At 58.1% G+C, this 25443-nt stretch carries 21 protein-coding genes and 1 pseudogene; 18 read left to right on the plus strand and 4 right to left on the minus strand.

The genetic code is table 11. From position 1 onward, the window contains the following. Positions 1-11 precede the first annotated feature (11 nt). The 5 genes and pseudogenes from treS (at position 12) to KJF94_RS09065 (ending at position 4979) form a co-directional block, all read left to right on the plus strand. Positions 12-2078, plus strand: a complete 2067-nt coding sequence (gene treS / locus KJF94_RS09045) for a maltose alpha-D-glucosyltransferase (RefSeq protein ID WP_214382729.1) — start codon at positions 12-14, stop codon at positions 2076-2078. Positions 2079-2268: 190 nt separating this feature from the next. Next, positions 2269-2853: pseudogene (locus KJF94_RS09050) on the plus strand (POTRA domain-containing protein); the annotation flags it as partial. 79 nt (positions 2854-2932) lie between these two features. Then, positions 2933-3280 carry a DUF7957 family protein gene (locus KJF94_RS09055; protein WP_250548245.1) on the plus strand — a complete coding sequence of 116 codons (348 nt, stop codon included), beginning with the start codon at positions 2933-2935 and terminating at the stop codon, positions 3278-3280. Between the two features lie 441 nt (positions 3281-3721). Continuing rightward, positions 3722-4165: a hypothetical protein gene (locus KJF94_RS09060; RefSeq protein ID WP_214382731.1), complete on the plus strand. Its 444-nt coding sequence runs from the start codon at positions 3722-3724 to the stop codon at positions 4163-4165. Between the two features lie 244 nt (positions 4166-4409). After that, positions 4410-4979, plus strand: coding sequence for a hypothetical protein (locus tag KJF94_RS09065; RefSeq protein ID WP_214382733.1), 570 nt, complete (start codon positions 4410-4412; stop codon positions 4977-4979). A 155-nt stretch (positions 4980-5134) separates the two neighbouring features. Here the strand turns inward: KJF94_RS09065 and KJF94_RS09070 are convergent, their stop codons facing one another. Beyond that, the gene (locus KJF94_RS09070) at positions 5135-5407 is read right to left on the minus strand and encodes a hypothetical protein (RefSeq protein WP_214382735.1); all 273 of its coding nucleotides are present in this window, start codon (positions 5405-5407) and stop codon (positions 5135-5137) included. A gap of 593 nt (positions 5408-6000) precedes the next feature. Between KJF94_RS09070 and KJF94_RS09075 the strand changes: the two genes are divergently transcribed. Then, positions 6001-7191 carry a carboxylate-amine ligase gene (locus KJF94_RS09075; RefSeq protein ID WP_214382737.1) on the plus strand — a complete coding sequence of 397 codons (1191 nt, stop codon included), beginning with the start codon at positions 6001-6003 and terminating at the stop codon, positions 7189-7191. A gap of 285 nt (positions 7192-7476) precedes the next feature. Here the strand turns inward: KJF94_RS09075 and KJF94_RS09080 are convergent, their stop codons facing one another. After that, positions 7477-9006 (minus strand): MFS transporter, encoded by a 1530-nt coding sequence (locus KJF94_RS09080; RefSeq protein ID WP_250548246.1) that lies wholly within the window; start codon positions 9004-9006, stop codon positions 7477-7479. 324 nt (positions 9007-9330) lie between these two features. After that, the gene (gene katG, locus KJF94_RS09085; RefSeq protein WP_214382739.1) at positions 9331-11586 is read right to left on the minus strand and encodes a catalase/peroxidase HPI; all 2256 of its coding nucleotides are present in this window, start codon (positions 11584-11586) and stop codon (positions 9331-9333) included. A 470-nt stretch (positions 11587-12056) separates the two neighbouring features. Here katG and KJF94_RS30140 point away from each other — a divergent pair, with 470 nt between their 5' ends. The 3 genes from KJF94_RS30140 to KJF94_RS09095 all read left to right on the plus strand — a co-directional run bounded on the left by KJF94_RS30140 (position 12057) and on the right by KJF94_RS09095 (position 15846). Next, positions 12057-12569: a PDC sensor domain-containing protein gene (locus KJF94_RS30140; RefSeq protein ID WP_250548247.1), complete on the plus strand. Its 513-nt coding sequence runs from the start codon at positions 12057-12059 to the stop codon at positions 12567-12569. 861 nt (positions 12570-13430) lie between these two features. Continuing rightward, positions 13431-14039, plus strand: a complete 609-nt coding sequence (locus KJF94_RS30525; protein ID WP_431768155.1) for a methyl-accepting chemotaxis protein — start codon at positions 13431-13433, stop codon at positions 14037-14039. 460 nt (positions 14040-14499) lie between these two features. Continuing rightward, positions 14500-15846 carry a PQQ-dependent sugar dehydrogenase gene (locus KJF94_RS09095; protein WP_214382741.1) on the plus strand — a complete coding sequence of 449 codons (1347 nt, stop codon included), beginning with the start codon at positions 14500-14502 and terminating at the stop codon, positions 15844-15846. A gap of 419 nt (positions 15847-16265) precedes the next feature. Here KJF94_RS09095 and KJF94_RS09100 read toward each other — a convergent pair whose 3' ends face one another. Then, a complete protein-coding gene (locus KJF94_RS09100; RefSeq protein WP_214382743.1) occupies positions 16266-16775 on the minus strand; it encodes an Lrp/AsnC family transcriptional regulator in 510 nt (169 codons plus the stop codon). A gap of 200 nt (positions 16776-16975) precedes the next feature. On the opposite strand from KJF94_RS09100, the gene KJF94_RS09105 reads away from it, so the two are divergent. The 9 genes from KJF94_RS09105 (at position 16976) to KJF94_RS09145 (ending at position 25435) form a co-directional block, all read left to right on the plus strand. Continuing rightward, positions 16976-17992 carry a 1-aminocyclopropane-1-carboxylate deaminase gene (locus KJF94_RS09105; protein WP_214382745.1) on the plus strand — a complete coding sequence of 339 codons (1017 nt, stop codon included), beginning with the start codon at positions 16976-16978 and terminating at the stop codon, positions 17990-17992. 197 nt (positions 17993-18189) lie between these two features. Beyond that, positions 18190-18654 (plus strand): transketolase, encoded by a 465-nt coding sequence (locus tag KJF94_RS09110; RefSeq protein WP_214382747.1) that lies wholly within the window; start codon positions 18190-18192, stop codon positions 18652-18654. A gap of 34 nt (positions 18655-18688) precedes the next feature. After that, positions 18689-18979 carry a hypothetical protein gene (locus KJF94_RS09115; RefSeq protein WP_214382749.1) on the plus strand — a complete coding sequence of 97 codons (291 nt, stop codon included), beginning with the start codon at positions 18689-18691 and terminating at the stop codon, positions 18977-18979. Then, positions 18976-21675 carry an alpha-ketoglutarate dehydrogenase gene (mdeB, locus tag KJF94_RS09120; RefSeq protein WP_214382751.1) on the plus strand — a complete coding sequence of 900 codons (2700 nt, stop codon included), beginning with the start codon at positions 18976-18978 and terminating at the stop codon, positions 21673-21675. Before KJF94_RS09115 ends, mdeB begins: the two co-directional genes overlap by 4 nt. 283 nt (positions 21676-21958) lie before the next feature. Next, positions 21959-22159 (plus strand): YbdD/YjiX family protein, encoded by a 201-nt coding sequence (locus KJF94_RS09125; RefSeq protein WP_214382753.1) that lies wholly within the window; start codon positions 21959-21961, stop codon positions 22157-22159. Between the two features lie 146 nt (positions 22160-22305). Then, positions 22306-22812 (plus strand): GNAT family N-acetyltransferase, encoded by a 507-nt coding sequence (locus tag KJF94_RS09130; protein ID WP_214382754.1) that lies wholly within the window; start codon positions 22306-22308, stop codon positions 22810-22812. After that, positions 22803-23207: an NUDIX hydrolase gene (locus tag KJF94_RS09135; RefSeq protein ID WP_214382755.1), complete on the plus strand. Its 405-nt coding sequence runs from the start codon at positions 22803-22805 to the stop codon at positions 23205-23207. The genes KJF94_RS09130 and KJF94_RS09135 overlap by 10 nt, the downstream gene beginning before the upstream one ends. A gap of 256 nt (positions 23208-23463) precedes the next feature. After that, positions 23464-24255, plus strand: coding sequence for an enoyl-CoA hydratase/isomerase family protein (locus tag KJF94_RS09140; RefSeq protein WP_214382756.1), 792 nt, complete (start codon positions 23464-23466; stop codon positions 24253-24255). 19 nt (positions 24256-24274) lie between these two features. Beyond that, positions 24275-25435 (plus strand): acyl-CoA dehydrogenase family protein, encoded by a 1161-nt coding sequence (locus tag KJF94_RS09145; protein ID WP_214382757.1) that lies wholly within the window; start codon positions 24275-24277, stop codon positions 25433-25435. Positions 25436-25443 lie beyond the last annotated feature (8 nt).

The following is a 25443-nucleotide window of genomic DNA, read 5'->3' on the forward strand; positions in this document are numbered from 1 at the left end:
TGATTGTTTCCATGACGGCAGCTGAGAAAAACCATGTGGACTGGCTGGTCGAACAATCGATGCTGCATGCCGCAAGACAACGGGCCAGGCTCTACTCGGGGCAAGGCCGATTGTGGCAACAGCCTTACGCGCATACCCGGCCCCGTGACGCCTCGGCCCTCGCTTCGGTGTGGTTCACCGCGTACCCGGCGTCCATCGTCACCCGTGAAAATGGCACGGTGCTGGAGGCCCTGGGGGACGAAACCTTATGGCACGCCTTGTCGAGAATCGGTATCCAGGGCATTCACAACGGTCCGCTGAAAAGGTCTGGCGGCCTTTCGGGCACCCGGCACACGCCCACCATTGACGGCAACTTCGACCGCATCAGTTTCGACATCGATCCACAGTTGGGCACCGAGGCGCAGCTGCAAGCGTTGGTGCGCATGGCCGCCGCGCATAACGCGGTGATCATCGACGACGTCATCCCGTCGCACACCGGCAAAGGCGCGGACTTTCGCCTGGCCGAGATGGCCTATGAAGACTATCCGGGGCTCTACCACATGGTGGAAATCCGCGAGGAAGACTGGCCGCTGCTGCCCGACGTCATAGCGGGGCGCGACGCGCAGAACCTCAGCCCGCAGCAGGTCGATGTGTTGCGCGACAAGCATTACATCGTCGGCCAGTTGCAGCGGGTGATCTTCTTCGAGCCAGGGGTCAAGGAAACCGACTGGAGCGCGACGTCGATCGTGATCGGGGTCGACGGCAAGCCGCGACGCTGGGTTTACCTGCATTACTTCAAGGAAGGGCAACCGTCGCTGAACTGGCTGGATCCGACCTTCGCCGCGCAGCAGATGATCATCGGCGACGCGCTGCACGCCATCGACGTGATGGGGGCGAAAATCCTGCGTCTGGACGCCAACGGCTTTCTCGGCGTCGAACGCAAGCTCGATGGCACCGCCTGGTCGGAAAGCCATCCGTTGTCGATCACCGGTAACCAGTTGTTGGCCGGTGCGATTCGCAAGGCGGGCGGTTTCAGTTTTCAGGAACTGAACCTGACCGTTGATGACATCGCCGCCATGTCCCACGGCGGGGCCGATCTTTCCTATGACTTCATCACCCGACCCGCTTACCAGCATGCGTTGCTGATGGGCGATACCGAATTCCTGCGTTTGATGCTGCGTCAGATGCACACCTTGGGCATCGATCCGGGCTCGCTGATCCACGCCTTGCAGAACCATGACGAACTGACCCTCGAACTGGTGCATTTCTGGACGCTGCACGCCCATGACACCTTCCTCTATCAGGGCCAGACCTTCCCCGGCAATATTTTGCGCGAGCACATTCGCGAGCAGATGTACGAACGCCTGGCCGGCGAACACGCGCCGTATAACCTCAAATTCGTCACCAACGGCGTGTCCTGCACCACCGCCAGCATCATCACGGCAGCCTTGGGGATTCGCGACCTCGATGCAATCACTCCGGCGGATATCGAGCAGATCCGCCAGATACATGTGCTGCTGGTGATGTACAACGCGATGCAGCCGGGCGTGTTCGCATTATCGGGTTGGGACCTGGTCGGCGCACTGCCGTTGCCGGCAGAGCAGGTCGCGCATCTGATGCTCGATGGCGACACACGCTGGATCCATCGCGGCGCCTACGATCTGGTTGACCTCAATCCGGAAGCGGAGCTGTCGGAAGGTCAGATGCCGCGCCCGAAAACCCTGTATGGCAGCCTGCCCAGTCAACTGAAAGACCATGACTCGTTTGCCTCGCAACTGAAGCGAATCCTGGCGGCGCGCCGTGCCTACGACATTGCCGCCAGTCGCCAGATCCTGGTTCCGGATGTCGAGCATCCGGGGTTGCTGATCATGGTCCACGAGCTGCCGGCCGGCAAAGGCACCCAGATCACCGCGCTGAATTTCGGCGCCACAGCGATCACCGAGACCCTGCACCTGCCCAATATTGCGCCGGGGCCGGTGGTCGATATCATCAATGAACGGGTCGAAGGCGATCTCACGCCTGAGGGGGAGTTCACCATCACGCTCGATGCCTATGAAGGGTTGGCACTGCGCGTCGTCAGCAGCTCGCCGATGATCTAGTCCTCCCTGGGCGATGTGGCGCGCGTGTGAACGACGCACCACATCGCCGGTTTCGCTCTTCACCTTTCGCTTCTAATTGTTAAACCCTCGGTTTCTGCCAGGCGCCAACAAGAATAATTGACGCCAGAATGATGGCCATCTAACATCGCGCCACTATTTTGCTATCACCTTCCGTTTCGAGGGATCGAACATGTACTCACCCGCCCTCGTGGCGAGGTTGTGCGTGGCTTTGCTGTGCCTTTCTCCGCTGAACCTCGCCCATGCCGCCCCCACGCCCGGGGAAACCGATCTCATCCGTGAACGCCAGGATCGCCTGCTCGAAGAGCAGCGTCGGCGCCTGGAAGAACTCAAGGAATTGCCCGGCAAGGAAGCCAAACCGGTCCAGCCCGCGGCACCTGTCGACACCCGTTGTTTCCCCATCAAGGACATCGAACTCAAGGGCGCCGACAGTCTCTCGGACCGCGAGAAAAACCGCCTGCTCAAGCCTTACATCGGCCAGTGCCTGGGCGTCACCCAGCTCAATGAACTGCTGAAAGTCATCACCAACCACTACATCGAAAAAGGCCTGGTCACCAGCCGCGCCTACTTGCCGCAGCAGGATTTGTCCGGTGGGCATCTAACGGTGCTGGTGGTCGAGGGAAAACTGGAAGGACTGAAGGGCGCGGAGGGCAGCCAGCTGTCCGACCGTGAACTGGCGATGGCTTTCCCCGGCAGGACCGGCGAATTGGTCAACCTGCGCGAAATCGAGCAAATGGTCGATCAGCTCAACCGCTTGGCGTAGGAAATGCGACGCAATATGAACTTCTGCAACGGCTTCCTGCATCGGCATTTAAAAATACAGTGAGGCTTGGTCAATGAGTATTGTTGAGTTTCGAGTTGAGGATGGGAGGCTTTTCATCGGTGGAAAGTTTGTTGGTCTTCCGTACGCGGTTGGTGAGGTTGTGGAGTGTGGTAGTTTGATTGCGGTTAGGGTTGAACCACCGATTGGTGTTATTTTTAATAGAAATGTATTTGCGGTGGCAAGGGATGGTAAAGTTCTTTGGCAAATTGCAGAGAGTCCTCATGGGACCGAGGCGGACAAACCCTATGTCGTAATTTTTCGCGACAAGGATGAGGGCTTGATTGCAGCTAATTGGAATGGAGTTGACTATTTAGTAAATTTGGAGTGTGGCGGTATTTCTACAAAAGCCTTTAATAAATAGTGTGAGTACTGAATGGGGTGACGGGGGCGGACCACGTTTTCCTTAAAGTGGAGCAGTACTCCTTCGATCTAAACAAGGAGTATCGACTCCGGGTGTTTATCGGGAGCTCCTGCTCCAAGAGTTCCGTATGTGCACTCTGGAGTTAAAGGTCCTGTGATTGGAAGTTATATATCTAGCAATCATGTTTCCTATACAGGCTAGGATGTCGTTATGTCTATAATTCGAGAGGGTATAGTCATTGGTGGCGGGTATTTTGGCTGGAGAGTGCTTATTGATGATGATCGTGATGGAGGCACTGGTGGGTATTATCTATACCTAAAAAAAGTGATGGTCAAGGATTTGACTATTGGTTCGAACATGAAGTAGGCCTTGAACAGCACATTAAAGGTATGAATCCCGACGGTGTTAAGATCTCTGATAAGTTAAAAGGGTTTTAGTGTTATGAGGATCGAAGAACCGGAAGGCGAGTTGTTGAATATTCTTCATGATATCAGTCCTTTGGAGTGGAGGAAGTATCAGCAACGCTATCCAGAAGTTAGGGTTGGCAATAGTTTCGAGCGTGAAGATCGTTCGGGATACCCTCCATATGTTGCGTTCAGATTTGAAAATGAGAGTGATGAGATCGTTAATAAGTTAAGGCTGGTCTTGGAAGGTTATCTTGGGAGGAGCGTGTGGCGACTCGTCTCGCATAAGCGAGATGGGCTTTCTGGAATAAACTGGATGATAGGGCCTGCCAGATTGTGGGAGATTAGTGAGGCTGCGGAGCAGGAGAATATGACTAAGGGTCAGTATTTATCAAAATATGAACCATGGGTTGGTCCTGCTGCATATGATGACTTGCCTGGTCTTATTGAACATGTTAGCGATGCTTTTTCTACTCCTTAATTATTAGATAAAAAGTAAAATTGGACGTAGATGAGTCGCTGCTCAATCAAAAATTAAGTTTGATAGACCTCCAAATATGTATTTTTGAGTTCGTTAATGCTATGTCTAGTTATATTTTGTGTGGGGTTTGTCTCGGTTCGATTAGCCCAACGAGGGCTGAAATCGAGTCAATATTTGGTTTCTGCTTCGAGGAGCGAGAAAGCTCATATCAGGCCGACCTGTATGATATTTTCGGTGCGCTGAAATGAGCCCCGTTAACTGGAATGCACCTATAGTTCCTGGGGTGACACTGGCAGGTGTTGAGTTAGGCATTGATTTGGTAGGATTTAAGACTTCTCTTAAAAATTTTTGTATTGATTCTGCGGGCGGGTTGTATAAATTTCCTGGAGCTCCTGTGCTTTTTCTCGATGTCACAGAACAATCAGGGCGAATATATTTTAAGTTTAGTATTGCTGATCTAGCTCTTACAGGTTGGTATCTTCAGTTTCCAGATTCGAAAATAGTTCTATCCGAAACTAGAGCGCTGGTGGTCGGTTTTTCGGATGGGAAGGCGTTCAATATATCCGTTTGGATGTTTGATTACTTTGATTCGTTAGGAAATGAGAAGTTTACATATTCATATCAAGGGTGCTTGCCGGAAGGTATTAGGCTTGGATCAAAAATTGGCGATGCAGCCTCCTGTTATGATCTGGTTTTTGATGAGGCTGAAGAGTGGTTTTACACGAAATCTGGCGGAGTGATTTTTGGAGGGGGAGGGATAGGTGATTTGGAGGAATCCAAGGATCAATTAGTATTTATGATCATGCTTGTTTAACGCAGGATAAAATTCTAACGCGTGAGCAAGGGTAGACAGACAACGCGTATCTAAGTTGTGTGCAACGAGTTCCGTTGACGCGCCTGCAGTGTGAAAAGGCGATTGTCTAAACTCGCTACGTAAAACGGGCGACGCAAAAGGTCGCCCGTTTTCATTCACTCCGCAGCCTGTGCCCGCAATCGGCGACCAATAACATCCATCAAATCACAACCATCGCGCAACGGTATGACCAGCAGCTTGGAAAAGTCCGCCAGCACCACCGTGTCGCAACCAATCTCGGCGCGATAGGCAATGTTCTCCAACACCTGCGTGACTGTGCGAATGCGGTAATCCGCCATCGCTTGCAGGACATCGAGCGGTGCTTGGGTATCAATGAGCAGAGAAGCCGGGATCAGGTCGATTCCGGTGAGCGGCAAGTATCTTTCCATCGTTGAATCCTCGTTTAGTTTGCTGAGACCGCCAGCAGATCGTCGCCAAACGAAATGGGTGGCAGCTGTACGCAGGTTGGCGAACCGGAAACGAGTAACCGGCAGACCCGAAGGTCTCCCGCGCACAACTGCCATAAAATAGCAGTTCTGCAGATGCGCGGGCGCCTGCAAATAAGCAGACAGCTCTCGCACTCGTTAGACAGGTCGCCAAACCCGGTCGCCATGTGGACGACGGGCGGACTATAAGCTTCATCGTTCCTGCGGTGCAAGGTGCATGATTCCGAGGTTGATGTAGGACTTTTACAGTGCGCCGCATTCAATGTATTTGGCGGGATGGAACAGCCAAAATCGCAATTTTCAGCTTACGTTGATCCGCGCTATCGACGACCAGTCGCTGTTCGACTACCTGATGGACACCAAAACCGCAAAACAGGTGCTGGGGCCGCATTACACGAAAAAAACAAGAACTCCTGCGCCCAAATGCAGCCATAGCCTTAAGAACGCTAATTCTTGAATCCGGCAATGGCGCAGTTCTTCACCTCTCGCCCAATCACGGATTCACGACCGCAAGGCAGACCCCGTGAGGGCATTTGATGAACCCACACCTGAACTTCGGCATTGAAGAGGAATACTTCATCACTGACCTGCGCACCCGGCGCATGTCGGAGCAGCCGCCCGGCGCAGCGATTGAGGCGTGCAAGACTGAATTGGGCCCGTGCTTTGCCTATGAGATGTTTAAAGGGCAGGTCGAAGTCGCTTCCCCCGTTTTTACTGACATTGCGCCAGCTGCGGAGTATCTGGGCGCAGTTCGCAAAGCGTTACGAAAAACCCTTGAACCCTATGGCCTGGGACTGCTCAGTGTCGGCAGCCATCCGCTGGCGGACTGGCGTCTGCAACAGGCCACAGAGCAGGACCATTTTCTTCAACTGTTCGAGGACTACCAGCGCGTAGCCCGGCGTAGCCTTCTGTCCGGTCTGCATGTGCATGTTGAAGTGCCGAGGCCTCTGGACCGAATTCGAGTGATGAACGAAGTCTTGCCGTGGCTGCCGTTTTTGCTGGCCTTGAGCAGCTCTTCACCGTTTTGGGACGGCGCCGACAGCGGCTTTGCGAGCTACCGGCAAACGGCTTGTGATGAATGGCCGCGGATGGGCATTCCGGAGTTCCTTGAGGATCAATCTGCCTATGACGCTTACGTTGCACTGCTGATCCGTACCGGGACTGTTCGGCAGGCTAGCGATATCTGGTGGGGTTTGCGGCCGGCGGTGAAGTATCCGACCCTGGAATTGCGGATGACGGATGCGTGTCCACGTCTGGATGATGCGTTGTGCATCGCCGCTTTTTTTCGCTTGGTGGTGGCGTATGCCATTGATCAACCGCGTCCCGGATCTGCGTATTCGCAAACATCCCAATGGATACTCAAGGAAAACCGCTGGCGGGCGAAACGCTACGGAACTCGGGCGTCGTTCATTATTGAAGGCTACGACCGGCCGTTCTCCATGGAGCAGTGGCTGTTCATGGCTGAACAGATATTGGGCGATGCGGCGCGAACATTGGGCGCAGAGTCGGTTTTTGCTCACATCAGGCAAATGCTTCGTGAAGGCACCAGTGCGCAGCGACAACTTGGCGTCTATCAGCGAGCGTTGCGCAGCGGGGAAGATCTTCAGGCTGCACTTTCGCAGGTGGTGGACCAACTGCTGATGGAAACGTCGCAAGCGCCATCTTTCGATCAAAGGATCGCCGGCAGCGGCAATCCCGGCAGGGCATTGACAGGACAGGTGATCTGATCCGTATTTTTCTGCGAGATCTGCATCTGTTACGCATCAGGCCTGCGCCTCACAATGACAGCACGGTCCGCATTCGCAGTAGCCCTTGCACCGCATTCTCATTCCGTAGGAGGCTCCATGGCCAAGATGTCCCTTTTCCTGGGTGGTTTTCTGCTGTTAACCCTTTTGATCGGTGCCCTGGCGACGATCTCTCCCACTTAGTCCGTTTCGCCAGTCCGCAAAAAGCACAACGCCTCCACTTGGGAGGCGTTGCAGTTTTCAGCCCGATCAGATTTCGGGTTTTGTTCAATGCCCGTCCGCAAGCTGGTTCGTGGGTATCCGCAAAGAGCGCCAGGCTATCAACATCGCCATAGATGCCAAACCGAAAGTGACCCACGAAACCAAACCGATACCGCCTTCGAATGCCCATGCCGCCTGCGCCATCAGCTCTCCCGCCTGGGCGCTCGACAAATCTGCGGCCACATTGTGCGCCCCCGATAACGTCTCACTCGCCAGCACGGTCTGCACTTCGTTCAGAAACTCCGGCAGCTGCAATGCACTGCGGTAGTAGGCAGTGACAAGCCCGCCAAGTACGGTCGTCCCTAAAACCACACCCACTTCATAGGCCGTTTCGCTAATGGCTGACGCGGCACCTGCCTTTGCCGGTGGTGCGGCGGACAAAATCACATCATTGGACACCGTCGCGATCGCACCCACGCCAATGTTCAGCAACGCAAAAGCCACCACTAGAACGGTCAGGCTACTGCCCATGGTGGCGACCACCAAAAACGCTGCGCCAGCAAACGCCATCAAAATCGGTATCAGCACATGCACCTGTAATCGCTGTGCAACAGGCACGACCGCCATGCCTACTACAATCGCCAAGATCTGACCTGGGACCAACGCGAGGCTGGCACTCAAGGGCGACATCTGAAGAACGATTTGCAGGAACTGAGTGGTAAAGAATACGAAGCCGATGAGGAATGAGAGACTCATCAGATTAATCAGCACTGAACCGCTGAAGGTGCCGTTGCGGAATAGGCTCAAATCCATAAGCGGCACCGGCAGACGCAACTGTCGACGTACAAACATCCAACCCGCTACTGCGCCTGCTGCGAAGGCAGTCACCGCCATCCAATCGAAACTATGACTGGCACTGTGTTTAATGCCGTAAACGATAGCGCCAAGAGCAACCATCGATTGCAGAATGCTTACCGGATCCAGCGGTCCTGAAGCATCTCGCTCGGACTCAGGCAATAACACCGGTCCCAATATCAGCAGTGGCACCAGCACGGGTACCGCCAACAGGAAAATCGACCCCCAACTAAAGAATTCCAGCAACACCCCACCCACCAAAGGACCGAGTGCCGAGCCGACCGTCAACGTCGTAGCCCAGATCGCGACTGCTAGTCTGCGTTCTTCTCGATCCTCGAACACCGAACGTATCAACGCCAACGTTGAGGGCATCAGCATCGCACCGAAAATACCCATACAAGCTCGCCCGGCAATCAGTTGCACGGCGGAATCGGAATACGCGGTCAGCACCGACACAATGGCAAAACCCAAGGACCCGGTCAGCAACAACTTACGATGACCGATTCGATCTCCCAGGCTACCCATCGAGACCAGCAATCCCGCCAGCACCAGCGAATAGGCATCGATCATCCACAACTGCTGGCTAGCACTCGGACGCAGGGCCTCGGCAATCTTTGGTAACGCGAATCCAAGTACCGTATTGTCAACGGTCACCAGCAACACTGGCAGCATCAGTACGCTTAAGCCTAACCAGCGTATTGATCTCGATCCGCGGTGTGTCGCATCACTTATTAGTGCCATGGTTAAAACTCCTTACTGGACACAAAAAAATTCACGGGACATTTTTCTATGCACCCGTGAAACGTTTCCTACGCGCTTCCTTGGCGAGGACTAATCAGCTCGGCAGCTCCAGAAACCTGAAGAAAACCATGTCTCAACGTGAAAACAGTTTGTTTCTATAACTTCGTGTGACTCCAATTCAAATCACAAATCGTGTCATCTTGTATCAGCGGAATAGCTCGGAATATTACTTAGAGCGAATGTAGGAACTAGACTTCAGATATGAGAAAGAAAAACGCCCCGAACAAGTCGGGGCGTTTGTTTAGGCATTTAAAGTCCGTTGTCTTATTTCAGATCAAACCGATCCAGATTCATCACCTTCGTCCAAGCCGCAACAAAGTCCTTCACAAACTTCTCCTTCGAATCGCTGCTGGCATAGACCTCAGCCAGCGCGCGCAGCTGCGCATTCGAGCCAAAGACCAGATCGACCCGCGTGCCGGTCCATTTCACCTCTCCGGTTTTGCGATCGCGCCCCTCAAACTCCTCGTTAGCCTCGGACGTCGGTTTCCATTCCACGCCCATGTCCAGCAGGTTCTTGAAGAAGTCGTTGGTCAGCGCCTCTTTCTGCTGGGTGAAGACGCCATGCTTGGTTTGTCCGACGTTGGTGTTCAACACTCGCAGGCCGCCGATCAGCGCAGTCATTTCCGGCGCAGTGAGGGTCAGTAGTTGCGCCTTGTCGATCAGCAGATGCTCGGCCGGTACGCGGTAGCGGGTTTTGAGGTAGTTGCGGAAGCCATCGGCGATGGGTTCGAGGAAGCCGAAGGATTCCACGTCGGTCTGTTCTTGTGAGGCATCCGCACGCCCCGGTGTGAACGGCACCGTCACGCTGTGACCGGCATTTTTTGCGGCTTGTTCGACACCGGCACTGCCGGCCAGCATGATCAGGTCCGCCAGCGAGATTTTCTTGCCGCCATTGTTGAACTCGCTCCGAATGCTTTCGAGCTTCGCCAGCACGTTCGCCAGTTGTTCAGGCTGGTTGGACTGCCAGGACTTCTGCGGTTCCAGGCGCAGGCGACCGCCGTTGGCACCGCCGCGTTTGTCGGAGCCACGGAAGGTTGAAGCCGCCGCCCAGGCCGTGGAGACCAGCTGCGAAACGCTCAGGCCCGAGGCGAGGATTTTGCTCTTGAGCGCGGCGACGTCGCTGTCGTTGACCAGTTCGTGGTCGACGTCCGGGATCGGGTCTTGCCACAGCAGTTCTTCGCTGGGCATTTCCGGGCCGAGGTAGCGGGAGAGGGGGCCCATGTCGCGGTGGATCAGCTTGAACCAGGCGCGGGCGAAGGCGTCGCTCAATTGATCCGGGTTCTCCAGGAAGCGCCGCGCAATCGGTTCATAGATCGGATCGAGTCGCAGGGCCAGGTCCGAGGTCAGCATGGTGGGATTGCGCCGCTTGGACGGGTCGTGTGCATCCGGGATAGTCCCGGCGCCCGCGCCGTTTTTAGCGACCCACTGGTTCGCGCCGGCCGGGCTTTTGCTCAGCTCCCACTCGAAGCCGAACAGGTTTTCCAGGTAGTTGTTGCTCCACCGGGTGGGCGTGGTGGTCCAGGTCACTTCCAGTCCGCTGGTGATGGTGTCCGGGCCTTTGCCGGTGCCAAAGTTGTTTTTCCAGCCAAAGCCCTGTTGTTCAAGGCCGGCCGCTTCAGGCTCGGCCCCCACATTGTCGGCAGGCCCGGCGCCGTGGGTTTTACCGAAGGCATGGCCGCCGGCGATCAGCGCCACGGTTTCTTCATCGTTCATCGCCATGCGGCCGAAGGTTTCGCGGATGTCCAGGGCCGAAGCGACGGGATCGGGATTGCCCTCCGGACCTTCCGGGTTCACATAGATCAGGCCCATCTGCACGGCGGCCAGAGGATTTTCCAGATTGCGCCCCTGATCGGTACGGCTGTCCTCATTTCTCCCGGGCTCGGCCACGAGGGGAACATCGCCGGGTGCTTGCACGGCTTTTTGCGCTTTGTCATAGCGGGTGTCGCCACCCAGCCATTTGTTTTCCGAACCCCAGTAAACGTCCTCATCCGGTTCCCAGACGTCGGCACGGCCACCGGAAAAACCAAAGGTCTTGAAGCCCATGGATTCCAGCGCGACGTTGCCGGTCAGGACAATCAGGTCCGCCCAGGAAATGTTGTTGCCATACTTTTGCTTGATCGGCCACAGCAGCCGGCGCGCCTTGTCGAGGCTGACGTTGTCCGGCCAGCTGTTGAGCGGGGCGAAGCGCTGTTGACCGGAACCGGCACCGCCACGCCCGTCACCGGTGCGGTACGTGCCGGCGGCGTGCCAGGCCATGCGAATGAACAGCGGGCCATAGTGACCGAAGTCTGCCGGCCACCAGTCTTGCGAATCGGTCATCAGTGCGGTCAGGTCTTGCTTGACCGCTGCAAAGTCGAGTTTTTTGAAGGCTTCGGCATAGTTGAAACTCTCGTCCATGGGATCAGACAGGGACGAGTGTTGGTGCAGGATCTTCAGATTCAGTTGGTTCGGCCACCAGTCGCGGTTGGTCGTGCCACCGCCGGCGGCGTGATTGAATGGGCATTTCGATTCATTTGCCATGTGCGAGCTACCTTTTGGTCGTGTTCATCCGGCTATCGGGCCCGGAGCGGGCGTTAAATAGCGACGAGCGAGATCAAGACACAGGCTGCAGGGCCAGCAGTTGGATCAACTGATTGTGGTGACCACACGGGAATTCTGAACAGCGGCAATCAGGTTGCCTGCGCGGTGACCCTCGGGTGGCCTAGTCAAGCTTCGGGCTCATTCCTGTCTCCTTTCCAGCGCTAATCCGGCCGGCTTATGACGCCAGCGCAGACTAAGGTTAGACCCGAGTCGGGAAGTCAGCTAATAGGTGGAGTGTTGCGGCCCGATAGGCAGAATCTTTCGCTGAAACCCTTGAGATGAAGCGCTTTTCGCGTCGAGCTTCGAGATAGTGGCCCAATAATATCAACTATAAAAAACTGCCAGCAGGACTGCATTCTCAACGTTGGGCGGTCTGTGCTGGTTGACGCATAGCCCACTTGAGATTGTCCATGTCTAATCGCTCATTGCACTTCAAGTTGTTCTGGACGGCGCTGATCGGAACCGTCGTCGTCATGGCGCTGTTGCTTGGCTCCATCGCCTACATTGCTTACGGCACGTCAGTGAAGGAAACGTCCGCGCTGGTGGATACGGTCGTCAAGGCCAATGCCAAGGAAGTCGAGGTTGAACTGGGTGTCGGTTTTACCGTCGCCGAGTCGTTGGCCAGCGTCGCGACGGCGATGCAGCAACAGCAGGTCGATCGCAAGACCGCCGATGCCATGACCCGCCAACTGTTCGAGGCCAATCCGCAGCTTTTGGGCCTTAGGCAGTACTGGGAAACCAACGCGTTCGATGGCAAGGACAGTGAATTCGCCAACCAGCCGAATCACGACGCGACTGGCCGCTACCTGACCTACTGGAACCGCGCCAGTGGTTCGGTGAAGTCCGAACCGTTGACCGGCTATGCCCCGGAAAACGCCGACAACCAGTATTACTATCAGCCGTTGCGCAGCCGTCAACCCTAGGCCTCCGAACCGTTTGCCTACAGCAGTGGCAGCGGTCAGAAAACCATGATGGTGTCGATCATGGTGCCGCTGCTGCAGGGCGGCAAAGCCCTGGGCGTGGCGGGTGTCGATATCCCGCTCGAAAGCATCAACCGCCAATTGGCAAAAATCGATGCCTATAAAGGCTATGGCGCGCTGGTTTCCAGCAATGGCCTGTACGCCAGTCACCCGGATGCGAAGCGCTTGAGCCAACCGGCCGATGATCTGCCGACGGCGGCCCGGGACGCGATCAAGGCCGGCCAGTCTTACAGCTTCCAGCGCGATGGCTGGGGCTACGTGCTGCAACCGGTGCGCATCGGCAAGGCACCGAATACCTGGGCGTTGATGGTGGCGTACCCGCTGGCCGAAGCCATGGCGGGTATCAATCAGTTTCTCTGGACCGCCGTTGTCATCGGCCTGGTTGCCCTGCTGGCGCTGGCGATTGTGCTGTGGCACTTGCTGGCGTGGCAGATCCGTCCGCTGTCAGGTTTGACCGTCGGCATCCAGGCCTGGGGTGGCGAGTTGGGGCTGCGGTTTGAACAGCGCAGCGGTGATGAAACCGGCAAACTGGCGGGCGCGTTCAACCAGTTCATCCTGCGCCTGGGCGACCTGGTGGGTTCGATTCGTCACAGCAGCGGCGCCCTGATGCAGATCTCCAATCACCTGGGCGATACCACTCAGGCCGTTGCCGAACGAGCGACGTCGCAACACACCGCGACCGAAGAAATGGCCAGCGGTGTCACGGCGCTCGCGCACTCGGTAACCGAGATGTCGCAGCAGGCCGAAGACGTGGAGCAACTGGCGCGCAACACCGAAGAGCTGACCAAACACATCTCCGGCGACATGAGCCAGACCCTGGCCGGGATCACCCGCATCGACCAGACCATGGATGTCGTCGCCGGTGCCGTGGGCGATCTGGAAAAACGCTCGCAGCAAATTGCCGGGATCATTGCGGTGATTCGCAGCATCGCCGACCAGACCAACCTCCTGGCCCTGAACGCGGCGATTGAAGCCGCGCGGGCAGGGGAGCAGGGGCGCGGGTTCGCGGTGGTGGCGGATGAAGTGCGGCAACTGGCGGAACGCACCAGCCGTTCGACCGGTGAAATCGGCGAGATGATCGGTGCCATTGGCTCGGACGTGCGCAATACCGTGACCAACGTCCAACAGGTCGGCGAAGCCGTGCGCCTGGGCGTGGTGCAGCTGACCACGTCGGCGCAAGGGGTCAATCAGATTCGCCAGCATGCCCAGGACATTCTGACGCGCATCAGCGAAGTCGCGCGCCAGACCCAGAGCCAGGCCGCGACGGGTGAGCAGTTGTCAGTGGCCATCCAGGGCGTCAGCCGCATCTCCGAGCAGAACGATCACGCGATCCGCAGCCTGCTCGATCAGTCGCTGCAATTGCGCGATCAGGCCGGTTCGTTGAACCAGCAACTGACGCAATTCAGGGATTGAAATCAACCCTCGGAGGCTACGTCGGGATCGTCCGCCATAGCCTCCGAACACCCGTGGTTAAAGCAACGGAATGCTGTAGCTGACGATCAGGTGGTTCTGGTCCTGGTTGCGGCTCGCTTCACTGTTGGACTTGGCCGTTGCGCCAGCACCCGGTGCATCTGCTGGAAACCACCTCGACGTTCGCCACCTTGTCGCTGTTTCAGGACGCTACGCAGCCCAGCGCGAGCAAGCTCGCTCGCCACAAAGGTACGCATGATCCAAGAGCGCACCTAAGTGACCAGCATTAGCCTGGAACCTGTGGTTGGGATAGTGCCCGGCATTGGCGGCGCGCATTCGTGCGATTCAGGCAAAATTGATTTGTGACTGGCGCGGTGTTCGTGACGGATCAACGCCGTGATACTCGACGGGATTTTGCCTTCCCCTAAATTGGCCCACGGATGGCCATTGCGAGGTTCGAACCATGACTGTTTCCCGCCGACTGGCGCTCTTGATGACCACTGCCGCGTTGCTCACGGCTTGTGGTGAATCGTCCAAACTGCCGCCACAGGCCAGCGTCGGCCCGTCGCCGCAGTTGCCTGAACCCACCACTTCGCTGATTCCCACGTTGAAGGTATCCAAGGCAGTCGGCTGGTCGGGCAGTGACATGCCCAAGGCGCCCGCCGGTTTCAAGGTGACTGCCCTGGCGGACGATCTCGACCATCCGCGCTGGATCTACCTGCTGCCCAACGGCGATGTGCTGGTCGCCGAAAGCAATCACCCGCCGATGCCCGAAGGCGCCACTGACGGCGGCAGCGGACCGCTGGCCTGGGCGAAACGCACGGTCACGGGATTCGTGATGGGCCGAGTCGGTGCCGATGCGCCCAGCGCCAATCGAATCACCTTATTACGCGATGCCGACGGCGACGGTCACGCTGATACCCGCACGGTGTTCATGAGCGGGCTGACCTCGCCATTCGGCATGGCGTTGGTGGGTAACGAGCTGTTCATTGCCAACGCCGATGCAGTGGTCAAGGTGCCTTACACCACGGGGCAAACCGAAATCAGCGCGACGCCGGTAAAAGTCACCGACTTGCCCGCCGGCATCAACCACCACTGGACCAAAAACGTCCTCGCCAACCCCGAGGGCACCAAGCTTTACGTGACCGTGGGTTCCAACAGCAACGTCGGTGAAAACGGCCTGGAGGCCGAAGAAGGTCGCGCGGCGATTTGGGAAGTCGATGTTAAAAGCGCAGAAAAGCGCCTGTTCGCCAGCGGCCTGCGCAACCCCAACGGCCTGGCCTGGAAGCCGGGTTCGAACGAGTTGTGGACCGTGGTCAACGAGCGTGACGAAATCGGCAGCGACCTGGTGCCGGATTACCTGACCTCGGTGAAAGACGGTGCGTTCTACGGCTGGCCGTGGAGTTACTACGGCAACCACGTCGACACCCGCGTAGAACCGTCGCGCCCGGACAAGGTGGCGCAGGCCATCTCACCGGATTACGCGCTGGGCACCCACGTCGCACCGCTGGGCCTGGCGTTCTCCGATGCCCGCGCGATGCCGGCCAGTTTCGCCAATGGCGTGTTTATCGGCGAACACGGCTCGTGGAACCGCAATCCGCAGGCCGGCTATAAAGTGGTGTTCATCCCGTTCAGCGACGGTAAGCCTTCCGGTGTGCCGATGGATTTCCTCACCGGTTTCCTCAATGCCGACGGTGAAGCACAAGGGCGTCCGGTGGGGGTAGCGCTGGATCAGAGCGGTGCGTTGCTGGTGGCCGATGATGTCGGCAACAAGTTGTGGCGTGTAGCGGCTGTTACGCCTGGTAAGTGATGCAGCGGTTAGCTTGAGCTCAAACAGATCGCCGCGCAGTCTGCGCGGCTGATTTGATTGAGCGTCAGGAATCGAGGCCGCTTCCAGAAATAGCACTCGGCTCTGGGATTGGGTGGGGTCCATATCCGTTGCTGCGGTAACGGCCGCTAATGGTTCCGCCCTTACGGCGGGTTACTTGGAGAAGCGCCAAGTAACCAAGCGCCTGCGCCCCTGACGTACGGTGCCGAGCCTTAGCGAGGCACCGAACGAAAGGGGCAAAAGCGCTTGGTTACTTTGCGCCGGGCGGCGTTCCGTTTTTCCAAGTAACCCGCTGTAAGAGCGGAACCAATAGCCGCCATCACCAAAATAATGGATATACACCCAATCAAAACCACAGGTCAGCGCCCGAAACCCTGAGCCTGAGTGAACAGCATTCCCGCTCAAATCGGGATGTGTGTGGTCGACAACACCTGGCGCAACCCCATGAAGGAACGAATCTGCCGAACCCCGGGCAGGTAAAGCAACTGTTCCGCATGCAGGCGGTTGAAGCTGTTGCTGTCCTTGGTCCGTATCAACATGAAGTAGTCGAATTCCCCCGTCACCACATGACATTCCATGCAGCCGGACACCTTTTGCGCCGCAGCTTCGAAGGCGGCGAAGGATTCCGGCGTCGAGCGATCCAGCACCACGCCGATCAACACCACCATTCCCGCGTCCAGCGCGTCATTGTCCAGCAGCGCGACAATGCCCTTGATCAGGCCCGCCTGCTTGAGGCGTTCGACGCGCCGCAGGCAGGCCGGCGCGCTCATTTTTACCTTCTCGGCAAGCGCCACATTGGAGATGGAGGCGTCTCGCTGCAGGGTCTTGAGAATGGCGCGGTCGGTCCGGTCGAGCGGGTGCGGCTCCGCAGCTGAAGCGCCGGGTTTCTTGTGATTATTTGTTGCGCTCATAGTGGCTTCTGCACAATAAAAATATGTTTTGGGTAGTAAGTGATGATTTATGTTTCTTTAATGGATTGAAACTTGCAACACATATTTTTGGCTTTGTTCTTAATATTGAACTCATCGAAGCCCCTCCGGAAGAACCCGAAATTCAACCTTTTTTGTCTTTCGGTCTGGCGCTTGGATTTCCAATAACAAGGAGCAGAGTCATGAACCTGAATCGTTTTAAACGTTATCCGCTGACCTTCGGTCCTTCTCCCATCACGCCCTTGAAACGCCTCAGCGAACACCTGGGCGGCAAGGTCGAGCTGTATGCCAAACGTGAAGACTGCAACAGCGGCCTGGCCTTCGGCGGCAACAAGACGCGCAAGCTCGAGTACCTCATTCCCGAGGCACTCGATCAAGGCTGCGACACCCTGGTGTCCATCGGCGGGATCCAGTCGAACCAGACCCGCCAGGTCGCTGCCGTCGCCGCCCATCTGGGCATGAAGTGTGTGCTGGTCCAGGAAAACTGGGTGAACTACTCCGACGCCGTGTATGACCGGGTCGGCAATATCGAGATGTCTCGCATCATGGGCGCGGATGTACGACTGGACGCCGCCGGGTTCGACATCGGTATTCGTCCCAGCTGGGAGAAGGCCATGAGCGACGTGGTGGCGCGGGGCGGCAAGCCGTTCCCGATTCCGGCGGGCTGTTCCGAGCATCCTTATGGCGGCCTCGGGTTTGTGGGTTTCGCCGAGGAAGTCCGGCAGCAGGAACAGGAACTGGGCTTCAAATTTGACTACATCGTGGTGTGCTCCGTGACCGGCAGTACCCAGGCGGGCATGGTCGTCGGGTTTGCCGCCGACGGCCGTTCGAAAAACGTCATCGGTATCGATGCCTCGGCCAAACCGGAAAAGACCAAGGCGCAGATCCTGCGTATCGCCCGCCACACCGCCGAACTGGTGGAATTGGGCCGCGAAATCACCGAAGAGGATGTGGTGCTCGACACGCGCTTCGCCTACCCGGAATACGGTTTGCCGAACGAAGGCACGCTGGAAGCCATTCGCCTTTGCGGAAGCCTTGAAGGTGTGTTGACCGATCCGGTGTATGAGGGCAAATCCATGCACGGGATGATCGAGATGGTTCGCCGTGGCGAATTCCCCGAAGGTTCGAAAGTGCTTTACGCGCACCTGGGTGGGGCGCCGGCACTGAATGCCTACAGCTTCCTGTTTCGTAACGGCTGACGGTGATCCTCTGTGGCGAGGGGGCTTGCCCCCGTTGGGTCGCGAAGCGGCCCCAATCCTGCAGCCGCGGCCTATCAGTTACACCGCATGCAATGTTTTACGACTGCTTCGCAGTCGAACGGGGGCAAGCCCCCTCGCCACAAAGGCTCGCTCCCACAGGGGCCGGATCGGACCATTCAACCGTCGGGAGTAACGCCATGCATGCGACATCGCAATCCGCAGTCTGGATCAAGGAACCGTCGGCGGATGCCGGGGTGGTCATTGTCACCAGCGCCGCGTTGCCCAAATACATGATCGACAAGCTGCACGTGGCGATCGATGACTGGGACCAGGTGGCTTATCTGGCCGTCAAGCAATCCAGAGAGTTGATGCTCGACTGGCTGCGGGTCGGGTTCAACCCCGAGCAATCGACGCGAATCGACGCGTGTGATGCCAGCCAATTGCTGCGCTACGTTTCCAAAGGCAGCTTTTTACTGGATGTCGAAGTCGGCGCGGTCCCTGGCCTGACCTGGCTGGGATCTGTCGGTGGTCACCCGTTGCGCGTCGTTGAACTGGGAGAAGTGGCGACCTCCAGCGCGGCGATGGATCGACAGGTGGAAGACGTTTTATCGGCAACCCGGAGCCTGGCGAAAAGCGTGCTGCAGGAGCGCTGCGTCATTTAGCGAATCAACTACCCCAACAAGAAAGGCAAAGCCTATGAGCCAAACTGCCGACTATCGTAATAAAACCATGAAGTGGATGCGCGAGCCTTCGAGTTGTACGCGCATCGTTGTCATCGCATCGGGACTTGATAGCGATCATATTGACTTGATCCATCAGGGGTTCAGCTGTTTTGACAATGTTGCGCTGATCCATGTCGAGACCGCGAATGTCGTCTCGGCCGAGCGTTCCATCCTCGAGGCGGTAGATCAGGTTAAAAGCCTCGCCCGAGCAAGCCATTCGCGCCACCTTGAAGTGTTCCCCGACACCTGCAGGAGTTGCCCATGAACCCGTCCGACATTCATGCCCAATTGCCGGGCCAGACCGCTGAAGATGCACAGGAAATCGCTGAATGGCGGGATGCCTTGCTATCGGTCATTGCCCATGGCGGTGCCGGGCAAGCCGCGCAGATCATGGACATGCTGGTGACGCTGGCCAGCACCAGCGAGATGAACTGGCGGCCGCGCCACGGCACGCCCTACATCAATACCATCAGCGTTGAGCAGCAACCGGTGTTTCCGGGGGATCTGGCGATGGAAGAACGCCTGGCTTCGATCATGCGCTGGAATGCGCTGGTCATGGTGGCCCGGGCCAACCAGGCCTATGGGGAGCTCGGTGGCCACATCGCCAGTTATGCCAGCGCTGCCGATCTGTTTGAGGTGGGCTTCAACCACTTCTTCAAGGCGCGCACCGACACCAGCGGCGGAGATCTGGTGTTCTACCAGCCGCACTCGGCGCCTGGCGTTTATGCACGGGCCTTTCTGGAAGGTCGCCTCGAGGAAAAGGACCTACAGCATTATCGGCAAGAAATCGGCGCGCGCGCCCAGGGTGCCCGGGGCCTGTCGAGTTATCCGCACCCGTGGTTGATGCCGGACTTCTGGCAGTTCCCGACCGGCTCGATGGGCATCGGCCCGATCAGTTCGATTTATCAGGCGCGCTTCATGCGATACCTGGAGCACCGCGGCTTGCAAGACACCGCCGGGCGCACCGTCTGGGGCGTGTTCGGCGACGGTGAAATGGATGAGCCGGAAAGCATGTCCGCCCTGACGCTGGCGGCGCGTGAAGGGCTGGATAATCTGGTGTGGGTGGTCAACTGCAACCTTCAGCGGCTGGACGGTCCGGTGCGGGGCAACGGTCGCATCATCGATGAACTGGAGGCGCTATTTGGTGGTGCTGGCTGGAACGTCATCAAACTGGTCTGGGGCTCCGACTGGGACGGCCTGTTTGCCCGGGATCACGACGGCGCGCTGGTCGAGGCCTTGTCCGCCACGGTCGACGGCCAGTTCCAGACGTTTGCCGCCAAAGACGGGCGCTTCAACCGCGATCAGTTCTTTGGCCAGAACGAAGCCCTGACTCATCTCGCCCAGGGCCTGACCGATGAACAGATCGACCGCCTCAAACGCGGTGGCCACGACGTGGTGAAGATTTTTGCCGCCTACCACAGCGCGATGCGCGAAGGCAGAAAGCCCACGGTGATTCTGGCGCAGACCAAGAAAGGCTTCGGCATGGGCGACGCCGGGCAGGGCAAGATGACCGTCCACCAGCAGAAGAAGCTCGACAAGGACGCCTTGATCGCCTTCCGTAACCGTTTCAATTTGCCGTTGACCGATGAACAGGCCACCTCGCTGAGCTTCTTCAAACCCGCCGACGACAGTGCCGAAATGCGTTACCTGCATGACCGTCGCCGTGCCTTGGGCGGGTATATGCCGTCGCGACCCACCACGTCGGCGTCATTGGCGGTGCCCGAAATCAACAGCTACGCCGGGTTTGCCGTTGTCGCTGAAGGCAAGGAAATGTCCACCACCATGGCGTTTGTGCGGATGCTCAGCGGTTTGCTGAGGGACAAGCAACTGGGGCCGCGCATTGTGCCGATCGTGGCGGATGAGGCGCGCACGTTCGGTATGGCCAGCCTGTTCAAGCAGATCGGTATCTATTCCAGCGTGGGCCAGCGTTATGAACCGGAGGACATCGGTTCGATCCTGAGCTATCGGGAAGCCCTGGATGGCCAGATTCTCGAAGAAGGCATCAGCGAGGCCGGGGCGATCAGTTCCTGGGTCGCCGCAGCGACCAGTTATTCGGTGCATGGCCTGCCCATGCTGCCGTTCTACATCTACTACTCGATGTTCGGTTTCCAGCGCATCGGTGACCTGATCTGGGCGGCGGCTGACCAACGGGCGCGCGGGTTCCTGCTCGGCGCCACGGCGGGTCGCACCACGCTGGGCGGCGAAGGTCTGCAGCACCAGGACGGCAACAGCCACCTGATGGCGGCGATGGTGCCCAACTGCCGTGCCTACGATCCGGCGTTCGCCGGTGAGTTTGCGGTGATCCTCGATCACGGCATGCGCCAGATGCTGGAGCGCCAGGTCGACGAGTTCTATTACGTCACGCTGATGAACGAAAACTACCCGCAGCCCAACCTTCCCGACGGTGTCGAACAGTCCATTATCAAAGGCATGTACCTGTTCGCCCGGCATGAAGTCGAGGATGCACGCGGCAGCGTTCAGTTGCTGGGTTCCGGCGCGATCCTGCTTGAAGTGATCGCGGCAGCCGAGTTGCTGGCCAGCGACTGGAACATCGACAGCGAGGTCTGGAGCGTGACCAGCTTCACCGAACTGGCCCGCGATGCCCGTGAAGTGGAGCGCTGGAATCGCCTGCATCCAGGGCAACCGGCGCGGCGCAGCCACGTACAGGAATCGCTCAACGACGCGACGCCGATCATTGCCTGCACCGATTACGTCCGCGCCTTGCCCCAGTTGATCGCCAGTTATCTGCCGGCTCGCTACACCGTGCTCGGCACCGACGGTTTCGGCCGCAGTGACACCCGCGGCAGGCTGCGCGCGTTTTTCGAAGTGGATCGCCATCAGATCGTCTTGAGTGCCCTGACGTCACTGGTTCAGGAAGGGCGCCTCGACGCCAGTGTGTGTACCGAGGCAATTGCGCGGTACGCCATTGAGGTTGACGCCGTCGCGCCCTGGGAAGTCTGAAGCCGGGCTTCAGTTCGAGTCGAATGTTCAGGAAACGCTTATGAAGAATGTGCAAGAAGTGCGAATGCCCGACATCGGCGATGCCAGGGATGTCATCGCGTGATCGATGGCGCCACCGCTGGGCGTTTCAACGCCTATCTGAGCGGTGTCCTGGCGGACTACCGTCGGCTGGTGCTGTGACAGGCGTCTACTTGATCATACAAATTCCCGTCGCGCGGACACATTCCAGATACATGAGTGCGGTTTCATGGGAACCGTCCAAAACCATAAAGAGGCTTTTGCCATGTTCCGCAAACTGCAGCATGCCGTCAGGCTCCTCAGCCAAAGCACGCGCCTGATGGTGGGTGTTCCGGATTACGACAACTACGTGGCGCAGATGGCGCTGAATCATCCCGGCGAGCCGGTCATGAGTTATTCGGCGTTCTTTCGCGAACGCCAGGAAGCGCGCTACGGCAAGCGCAGCTGCACGACGCGATGCTGCTGAACGCCGGTTGATCGGCGGGCAACAAAAAGCCCCGTCCTCTTCGAGAGGGCGGGGCTTTTTGCGTTTCAAGATCAGCAGGCCGACCGCTTTTATCCGGGGCCTGCAATCAGTAATCTGTGACACCGACATTTGGATGGAGCCAAATCATGCCACTCACCCACCGCCCCGTACGCGCTGAAGATGTTCTGGCGATCTGCAACTTCCCGCAAACCCCTAAAGAGCTGTTTTTCATGTTTCCGAAGGCGCAGTACCCGCTGACGGACGACCAGCTACTTGCATCGATTGCCCAACGTTCTGACTCAACGGTGGTTGAAGAGAACGGCTCCGTGATTGGTTTTGCTAACTTTTACAAGTTTGAGCGAGAGGGCGTGTGCGCGATTGGCAACGTGATCGTGTCCCCCAAGGCCCGGGGAAAAGGCGTGGCGAAATTTCTGGTGGAGACGATGGTGGGGCTGGCGATTGACCGTCACCGGGCAAGTGAAGTGCAGCTTTCGTGCTTCAACGAAAATACGGCGGGGTTGTTGCTGTACCCGCAACTCGGGTTTGTGCCGTTTGAGATCGAAGAGCGGTTATCGCCGGACGGTCGTCGGGTCGCGCTTTTGAACATGCGGTTGCTTACCCAAGCCCAACCCTCGGACATCCCATGCGCGTAGACAAGGCTTGCCCCGTGGTGCTGCGCAACATCGAGCGGCTGGAGATTTTAGCCTTCCGGCATCCCCTGGCAGGTCTGCAACTGGTCAAGGGTAGCGTGGAACCGGGAGAGTTGACTGGCGCCGCGGCTGTCCGGGAGTTGTTCGAAGAGGCGGGTATCAGGGGCGAAGTGATACGGGACCTGGGCACCTGGAATTCGACGATAACAGGACACACGTGGGCGTTTCACGAGTGTCGCGTGACACAGAACCTTCCAGAGGCCTGGAGCCATTTTGCAGCGGACGATGGAGGGCATGAATTTACGTTCTTTTGGCATCCGTTGGCGAGCGAGCCCAGTGAGGAATGGCATCAGGTTTTCAAAGACGCTCTGGCGTTCTTGAGCCGGTGCCTCTGTTGAAAGCAGGGCGCTTTTTATGCCGCGAACGAGGCTTCTCGCCCTCAGCCGCTCTCCGAAGTAGTTGTTCGAAGATGTAACAGCTTTTCCCGGGCACGCTCCTCGTTTCTTGAAAATCTCAATTTAAATCAATGAATTAATAGCTCGTAACGGTTTTCAAACCGCGTTTGTGAAAGGATTGCCGTGTTACTGAACAGTTGTTTAGTATCGGCTGCAGTTCGTACCTCCTGTCCAACTATAAGAACGACGAGGACCTTTCATGACTTCGCAACCGTCACTGCTCAGCCGGGTTGAAAATGGCATCGCCTGGGTCACCCTCAACCGCACCGAGCAACGCAACGCGTTGAACATTCCCACCCTCAAGGCCTTGATCGACGTGCTCGACGGTCATGAAGCCGACCCCGCGGTTCGGGTGCTGGTGCTGACCGGCAACGGCAAAGGTTTCTGCGCGGGCGCGGACGTGGCCGAATGGGCCGACGCCGAGCGTCGCGGCATTCTCGAAACCTACGGCTGGACCGAAACCGCTCACCAGTTGATGAACTGCCTTCACGGTTTCAGCAAGCCGACGATCGCGGCCATCAACGGCATCGCGGTCGGTGCCGGGATGGACCTGACGTTGTGCTGCGACTTCCGCCTCGCCGCCCAATCGGCGCGTTTCAAGGCCGGTTACACCAGCATGGCTTACTCGCCGGACGCCGGCGCCAGTTGGCACCTGCCACGGTTGATCGGCCTCGAGCAGAGCAAACGCCTGCTGTTCCTCGACGAAATCTGGAGCGCCGACCGCGCGTTGGCCACCGGGTTGGTCAGCGAGGTGTGCGCCGATGAAGCGCTGATCGCGCAAACCATGGAGCTGGCGACGCGACTGGCCAGCGGCCCGACATTTGCCTTTGCCCAGACAAAAGTGCTGATCCGCGACGGCGCCCGGCGCAGCCTGGCCGAGCAACTCGCGGCCGAACAGGCGGCGGGCTTGCTGTGTGGTCGCAGTCAGGACGGTGTCGAAGCCCTCAGGGCCGCCGTGGAAAAACGCACGCCTCATTTCATCGGCCAGTAATCGAACCGCAGGTACAACCATGAATTTTCAACTGACCCAAGAGCAGGACATGCTGGTTGAGTCCGTGCGCAGCTTCGTCGAGAAAGAACTGCTGCCCCACGAAGACGCCGTCGACCGCGCCGATGCCGTACCACCGGAGCTGGCCGCACAGATTCGCGCCAAGGCGATTGCCGCCGGTTTTTATGCGTTCAACATGCCTGAGGAAGTCGGCGGGGGCGGGCTCGATTACCTGTCCCAGGCGCTGATCGAGCGTGAGTTGTCCAAGGTGTCCTGGGCGCTGCACGTGTTCGTCGCGCGTCCGTCGAAAATTCTCATGGCCTGCACTGGCGCGCAGATCGAGGATTACCTGCTGCCGTGCGTGCGCGGGGAAAAGGTCGACTGTTTCGCGCTCACCGAGCCGGGCGCCGGTTCCGACGCCAATGCGATCAAGACCCGCGCCGTGCGCGACGGCGATGATTTCGTGCTCAATGGCAGCAAGCATTTCATCAGCCACGCCGGCCATGCCGACTTCGCCATTGTGTTCGCAGTGACGGACACCTACGAGCACAACGGCCGCCAGCGCAACGCCGTGACGTCCTTCCTGGTCGACCGCGACACGCCGGGCATGACCATTCGCCGTGGCCCCAAATGCGTCAGCAACCGCGGTTACCACACCAGCGAAATCTTCTTCGACGACTGCCGGGTCCCGGCCGCCAAAGTGCTCGGTGAAGTCGGCAAGGGCTGGGACGTGGCCAACGCCTGGCTGACGGCCGGGCGGGTGATGGTCGCGGCCAACTGCGTCGGGCAGGCGCAACGGGCACTGGACGTGTCGCTGCAATGGGCCGCCGACCGCAAACAGTTCGGTCACGCCATCGGCACCTATCAAGGCATCTCGTTCAAACTGGCGGACATGGCAACCGAAATTCGTGCGGCGGAACTGCTGGCGCTGCACGCGGCCTGGAAAATGGATCAAGGCACCATGACCGACGGCGAGGCCGGCATGGCCAAGCTGTTCGCCAGTGAAGTGCTGGGCCGCGCGGCGGATCAGGCGGTGCAGATTTTCGGCGGCATGGGCCTGATGGACGAAAGCCCGGTGGAACGAATCTGGCGCAACGCACGGATCGAGCGGATCTGGGAAGGCACTTCAGAGATCCAGCGCCACATCATTTCCCGCGAGCTGCTGCGGCCGCTGCTGCGCTGATTGGCCAA

Source organism: Pseudomonas hormoni, from assembly GCF_018502625.1.
In the GTDB taxonomy this organism is placed as follows: Bacteria; Pseudomonadota; Gammaproteobacteria; order Pseudomonadales; family Pseudomonadaceae; genus Aquipseudomonas; species Aquipseudomonas hormoni.

Excerpts from the sequence above, each read along its gene's own strand:
- treS (WP_214382729.1), top strand. The coding sequence starts at position 12 with ATGACGGCAGCTGAGAAAAACCATGTGGACTGGCTGGTCGAACAATCG.
- KJF94_RS09055 (WP_250548245.1), top strand. The coding sequence starts at position 2,933 with ATGAGTATTGTTGAGTTTCGAGTTGAGGATGGGAGGCTTTTCATCGGT.
- KJF94_RS09060 (WP_214382731.1), top strand. The coding sequence starts at position 3,722 with ATGAGGATCGAAGAACCGGAAGGCGAGTTGTTGAATATTCTTCATGAT.
- KJF94_RS09065 (WP_214382733.1), top strand. The coding sequence starts at position 4,410 with ATGAGCCCCGTTAACTGGAATGCACCTATAGTTCCTGGGGTGACACTG.
- KJF94_RS09070 (WP_214382735.1), bottom strand. The coding sequence starts at position 5,407 with ATGGAAAGATACTTGCCGCTCACCGGAATCGACCTGATCCCGGCTTCT.
- KJF94_RS09075 (WP_214382737.1), top strand. The coding sequence starts at position 6,001 with ATGAACCCACACCTGAACTTCGGCATTGAAGAGGAATACTTCATCACT.
- KJF94_RS09080 (WP_250548246.1), bottom strand. The coding sequence starts at position 9,006 with ATGGCACTAATAAGTGATGCGACACACCGCGGATCGAGATCAATACGC.
- katG (WP_214382739.1), bottom strand. The coding sequence starts at position 11,586 with ATGGCAAATGAATCGAAATGCCCATTCAATCACGCCGCCGGCGGTGGC.
- KJF94_RS30140 (WP_250548247.1), top strand. The coding sequence starts at position 12,057 with ATGTCTAATCGCTCATTGCACTTCAAGTTGTTCTGGACGGCGCTGATC.
- KJF94_RS30525 (WP_431768155.1), top strand. The coding sequence starts at position 13,431 with ATGAGCCAGACCCTGGCCGGGATCACCCGCATCGACCAGACCATGGAT.
- KJF94_RS09095 (WP_214382741.1), top strand. The coding sequence starts at position 14,500 with ATGACTGTTTCCCGCCGACTGGCGCTCTTGATGACCACTGCCGCGTTG.
- KJF94_RS09100 (WP_214382743.1), bottom strand. The coding sequence starts at position 16,775 with ATGAGCGCAACAAATAATCACAAGAAACCCGGCGCTTCAGCTGCGGAG.
- KJF94_RS09105 (WP_214382745.1), top strand. The coding sequence starts at position 16,976 with ATGAACCTGAATCGTTTTAAACGTTATCCGCTGACCTTCGGTCCTTCT.
- KJF94_RS09110 (WP_214382747.1), top strand. The coding sequence starts at position 18,190 with ATGCATGCGACATCGCAATCCGCAGTCTGGATCAAGGAACCGTCGGCG.
- KJF94_RS09115 (WP_214382749.1), top strand. The coding sequence starts at position 18,689 with ATGAGCCAAACTGCCGACTATCGTAATAAAACCATGAAGTGGATGCGC.
- mdeB (WP_214382751.1), top strand. The coding sequence starts at position 18,976 with ATGAACCCGTCCGACATTCATGCCCAATTGCCGGGCCAGACCGCTGAA.
- KJF94_RS09125 (WP_214382753.1), top strand. The coding sequence starts at position 21,959 with ATGTTCCGCAAACTGCAGCATGCCGTCAGGCTCCTCAGCCAAAGCACG.
- KJF94_RS09130 (WP_214382754.1), top strand. The coding sequence starts at position 22,306 with ATGCCACTCACCCACCGCCCCGTACGCGCTGAAGATGTTCTGGCGATC.
- KJF94_RS09135 (WP_214382755.1), top strand. The coding sequence starts at position 22,803 with ATGCGCGTAGACAAGGCTTGCCCCGTGGTGCTGCGCAACATCGAGCGG.
- KJF94_RS09140 (WP_214382756.1), top strand. The coding sequence starts at position 23,464 with ATGACTTCGCAACCGTCACTGCTCAGCCGGGTTGAAAATGGCATCGCC.
- KJF94_RS09145 (WP_214382757.1), top strand. The coding sequence starts at position 24,275 with ATGAATTTTCAACTGACCCAAGAGCAGGACATGCTGGTTGAGTCCGTG.